This window comes from Sandarakinorhabdus sp. (assembly GCF_031422795.1).
Taxonomy (GTDB): Bacteria; Pseudomonadota; Alphaproteobacteria; order Sphingomonadales; family Sphingomonadaceae; genus Sandarakinorhabdus.
On the sequence record NZ_JANPML010000064.1, the window covers coordinates 1 to 4,010 of the forward strand.

At 63.7% G+C, this 4,010-nt stretch carries 2 protein-coding genes and 1 pseudogene; 1 reads left to right on the top strand and 2 read right to left on the bottom strand.

All coding sequences use genetic code 11. The annotated features are described in order from the left end of the window. The first annotated feature begins 228 nt into the window (after positions 1-228). Positions 229-1,695: a sulfatase gene (locus RMO81_RS02640; protein ID WP_310474179.1), complete on the top strand. Its 1,467-nt coding sequence runs from the start codon at positions 229-231 to the stop codon at positions 1,693-1,695. Here RMO81_RS02640 and cobT read toward each other — a convergent pair. Beyond that, positions 1,692-3,560, bottom strand: a complete 1,869-nt coding sequence (cobT, locus tag RMO81_RS02645; protein WP_310474180.1) for a cobaltochelatase subunit CobT — start codon at positions 3,558-3,560, stop codon at positions 1,692-1,694. The genes RMO81_RS02640 and cobT overlap by 4 nt on opposite strands. A 3-nt stretch (positions 3,561-3,563) precedes the next feature. Next, positions 3,564-4,010: pseudogene (locus tag RMO81_RS02650) on the bottom strand (CbbQ/NirQ/NorQ C-terminal domain-containing protein); the annotation flags it as partial.

Consider the following 4,010-nt stretch of genomic DNA (forward strand, 5'->3'; position numbering starts at 1 on the left):
CGACAGCGTCGTCGCTGACGAGCCTCGGTCCTTCATCACGCATTCCCCCAGCAACGAGTGTGTTGCGACCATTTGATCCGTTGACCACCATTTAAGCCGATTTTGAATCGATGCGCCAGCGGCTTGTTCAGGCAGTTACGACGGGTCAACCACGAAGTTGCGGCGGCGTTTGCGGTCACGCTGCAGAGCGCCTAGCATTCCGGACACGCGCAGGAGGCAATAGACACCATGGGCAGGATGAACCGGCGGCAGGCGCTGAAAACCATTGGCGCCAGCCTTGCACTCGAAGCCGGCAGCCGGGGCCGGCCAACCGCCCGCCCCAACATCATCCTGATCGTCGTTGATGATATGCGGTTCGATGAATTCGGCGCGGCCGGCCACCCGTGGCTGGAAACCCCCAATATCGATCGGCTGGCCCGCGAAGGTGCGCTGTTCACGCAGGCCATCCACGCCATCCCGCTGTGTTCACCCAACCGCGCTTCGATCCTGACCGGGCAATATCCGTCGCGCCACGGCGTTGCCGGCAACGAAGCCCGCAGCCAATTGAGCCATCGGCTGGAGACCTTCCCGCGTGAATTGCAGCGCAGCGGCTATCGCACCGGCTTTGTCGGCAAATGGCACATGGGCAATGATGCAACGCCGCGTCCGGGTTTCGATTATTGGGTGAGCTTTGCCGGGCAGGGCGCGATCATCGATCCGCAGCTGCATGAAAACGGCCGGATGGCCAAGGTGCCCGGCTATATCACCGATCTGCTTACCGATCGGTCGCTGACCTTCCTGCACACCGCCGCCGCCGGCCATCAGCCATTTTTCCTCTATCTGGGCCACAAGGCGATCCACCCGGACGCCGTTCAGCGCAACGATGGCTCGCTTGATCTGGATGTGCCCAGCCGCTTCATTCCGGCTGCCCGCCACGCCGGGCGCTATGCCGGAAAAACCGTGCCGCGCCGGGCCAATTACGTGCCGCCCGATCAGCTGCCTGCCGGCAACGCCCAGGTCGCGGCGATGCTGGCGCGCAAATATGCGCCGGAAACCCGGGCCAGATACAAGGCCGAGATCGACGCCAGTTCCGCCGATTCCACCGTGCGCGGCCGGGCCGAAATGCTGTTGTCCATCGACGACGGTTTGGGCCGCATCATGCAGCAACTCGAAACCGATGGCGTGCTCGACAATACGATCGTGCTGTTCACCAGCGACAATGGCTATTTCTATGGCGAACACGGGCTCAGCGTGGAACGGCGGTTGCCATTCGAAGAAGCCATCAAATCGCCGCTGCTGGTGCGGGCGCCGGCCCTGGTAAAGCCGGGCAGCCGGGTCGATGCGCTGGTGTCCAGCGTTGATCTGGCGCCCACCATCCTTGATCTGGCCGGCGCCAGGATTGGCGCGCACATCCAGGGGCGCTCGTTTGCGCTGGCGCTCACCGGTGCCGGCGGGCAGGCCCGCGATCATGTCTATATCGAATATAGCGGCGATGAAGTGTTCGAATGGGTCGATGATGCCGGCTATCGCGCCATCCGCACCAAGCGCCACAAATATATCCACTGGATCCAGCATCCCGAACGCGATGCGTTCCACGATCTGGAAACCGATCCGTTTGAACAGACCAATCGCATCGCCGATCCGGGCCTTGCGCCGGTGGTGGCCGAACTGAAGGCGAAACTGCGCGTCGCGGTGGCCGAAGCGGTCGGGCTCTAACGGCGGCCGCGACCAGCCTTGCTCTTGCCTGTGCCGCCGCCTTCTTCAAACAGCGCGGCCAGGCTGTCGATGATGGTGCCGCCCAATTGTTCGGCGTCCATGATGGTGACGGCGCGGCGGTAATAGCGGGTAACATCGTGGCCGAAGCCGATGGCGATCAGTTCGACCGGGCTTTTGGTTTCGATATGCTTGATCACGGCGCGCAGGTGGCGCTCGAGATAGTTGCCGCTGTTCACCGACAGGGTGGAATCATCGACCGGCGCGCCATCGGAAATCACCATCAGGATGCGGCGATCTTCGTTGCGGGCGATCAACCGGTCGTGCGCCCACAGCAGCGCCTCGCCGTCGATATTCTCTTTCAGCAGGCCTTCGCGCATCATCAGGCCCAGATTCTTGCGCGATCGCCGCCATGGCGCATCGGCCTGCTTGTAGACGATATGGCGCAGATCATTGAGCCGGCCCGGCTTGGGCGGACGGCCCGCCTGCAGCCACGCTTCACGGCTCTGGCCGCCCTTCCAGGCGCGGGTGGTGAAACCCAGGATTTCGGTCTTCACCGCACAACGCTCCAGCGTGCGCGCCAGGATGTCGGCGCAGATGGCGGCGATGGAAATCGGCCGGCCACGCATGGAACCGGAATTATCGATCAGCAGCGTCACCACCGTGTCGCGGAATTCGGTGTCACGCTCGATCTTGTAGCTTAGCGCGTGGGCCGGATTGGTGACGATGCGCACCAGCCGCGCAGCATCCAATATGCCTTCCTCCTGATCGAAATCCCAACTGCGGTTCTGCTGCGCCATCAGGCGGCGCTGCAGGCGGTTGGCCAGCTTGGTCACCGCCGATTGCAGCGGAAGCAGCTGCTGGTCGAGATAGTTGCGCAGCCGGGTCAGTTCCTCGTCGTCGCACAGCTCGGCGGCACCCACCACTTCGTCGTGCTTGGTGGCATAGGCCTTGTATTCGAAATCGGGCGGCAGGTCCGACAGCGGCATGTTGGGCCGCCACGGCATCATGCCTTCCTGGCCCTCGTCGCCCATCTCGGCGTCGGACACTTCATCGGTGTCCATCTCGACTTCGCGTTGCTCGGAATCCTCCGGCGCATCGCTGCTGTCTTCGGCGCGGGTTTCGGTCGATTGGTCGGAACCGCCGCCGTCTTCTTGGCTCTGATCTTCGCTGTCTTCGCCGGGCTGTTCTTCCTCCTGGCCGTCGGCGCCTTCCTCGGTCTCGTCGCTGGCCTCGTCCGGATCTGCGCCCAGGCCCAGATCGGCGAGCACATGGCGGATCAGCTGCGCGAAATCGGCCTGATTCTCCATATTTTCGGCCAGCGCATCGAGATGCTTTCCAGCCTGCGCCTCGATATGGCCGCGCACCATGTCCACGGCCTGCTGCGCCGCGCGCGGCACGTCGGCACCGGTCAGCCGTTCGCGAACCATCAGGCCGAGCGCGGTGGCCAGCGGCACTTCCTCGGCGGAACGGGCGCGCACGATCGGATCGGTGCGCACCCGCATTTCGGTCATGCGATCAAGATTGCGCGCCACCCCGGCCATTTCGGCCGCGCCCAGCGATTCAAACCGCGCCTGCTCGATCGCGTTCCAGATATCGCGAGCAAGGCCCGATTCCGGCTGATCCGCGCCGTGCAGCTTGGCATCGTGAAACCGCCGCTTCAGCGCGAAACTGTCGGCCCAGCCGCGCACTTCGGCCACTTGCTCCGGCGGCAGTGCGCGCGCCGGCTGCGGCACCCGCGCCTGTTCACCGAAACAGCCCGGCTTGTCGGCGGTATAGGCCAGCTCCATATCCGGCGCATGACCAAGCGCCCGCATCGACGCGGCCACCGCCTGACGGAAATCCTCGATGGGGCTGGTCTCAGCCATTCGCTACTTCTTCGCCTTCACCGCCACGCTTTCCGGCAAATCCTCGCCGAACACGCGCTGATAATATTCGGCAACAATGCTGCGTTCGGCCTCGTCGCACTTGTTCAGGAACGACAGCCGGAAGGCAAAGCCGACATTGTTGAAGATCACCGCATTCTGCGCCCAGGTGATCACCGTGCGCGGGCTCATCACCGTGGAAATGTCGCCGCCCATGAAGCCGGCGCGGGTCATGTCGGCCACGCGCACCATGTTCGAAACGGTCTTGCGGCCGGCCTCGGTGTCGAATTCCTTCACCTTGGCGGTCACGATGGCGGTTTCGGTGTGGTGCGGCAGGTAATTCAGCGTTGTGACGATGCTCCAGCGGTCCATCTGGCCCTGGTTGATCTGCTGGGTGCCGTGATAAAGCCCGGTCGTATCGCCCAGGCCAACAGTGTTGGCGGTGGCAAACAG

Coding starts and splice junctions, on each gene's coding strand:
- RMO81_RS02640 (WP_310474179.1), top strand. CDS start 229: ATGGGCAGGATGAACCGGCGGCAGGCGCTGAAAACCATTGGCGCCAGC.
- cobT (WP_310474180.1), bottom strand. CDS start 3,560: ATGGCTGAGACCAGCCCCATCGAGGATTTCCGTCAGGCGGTGGCCGCG.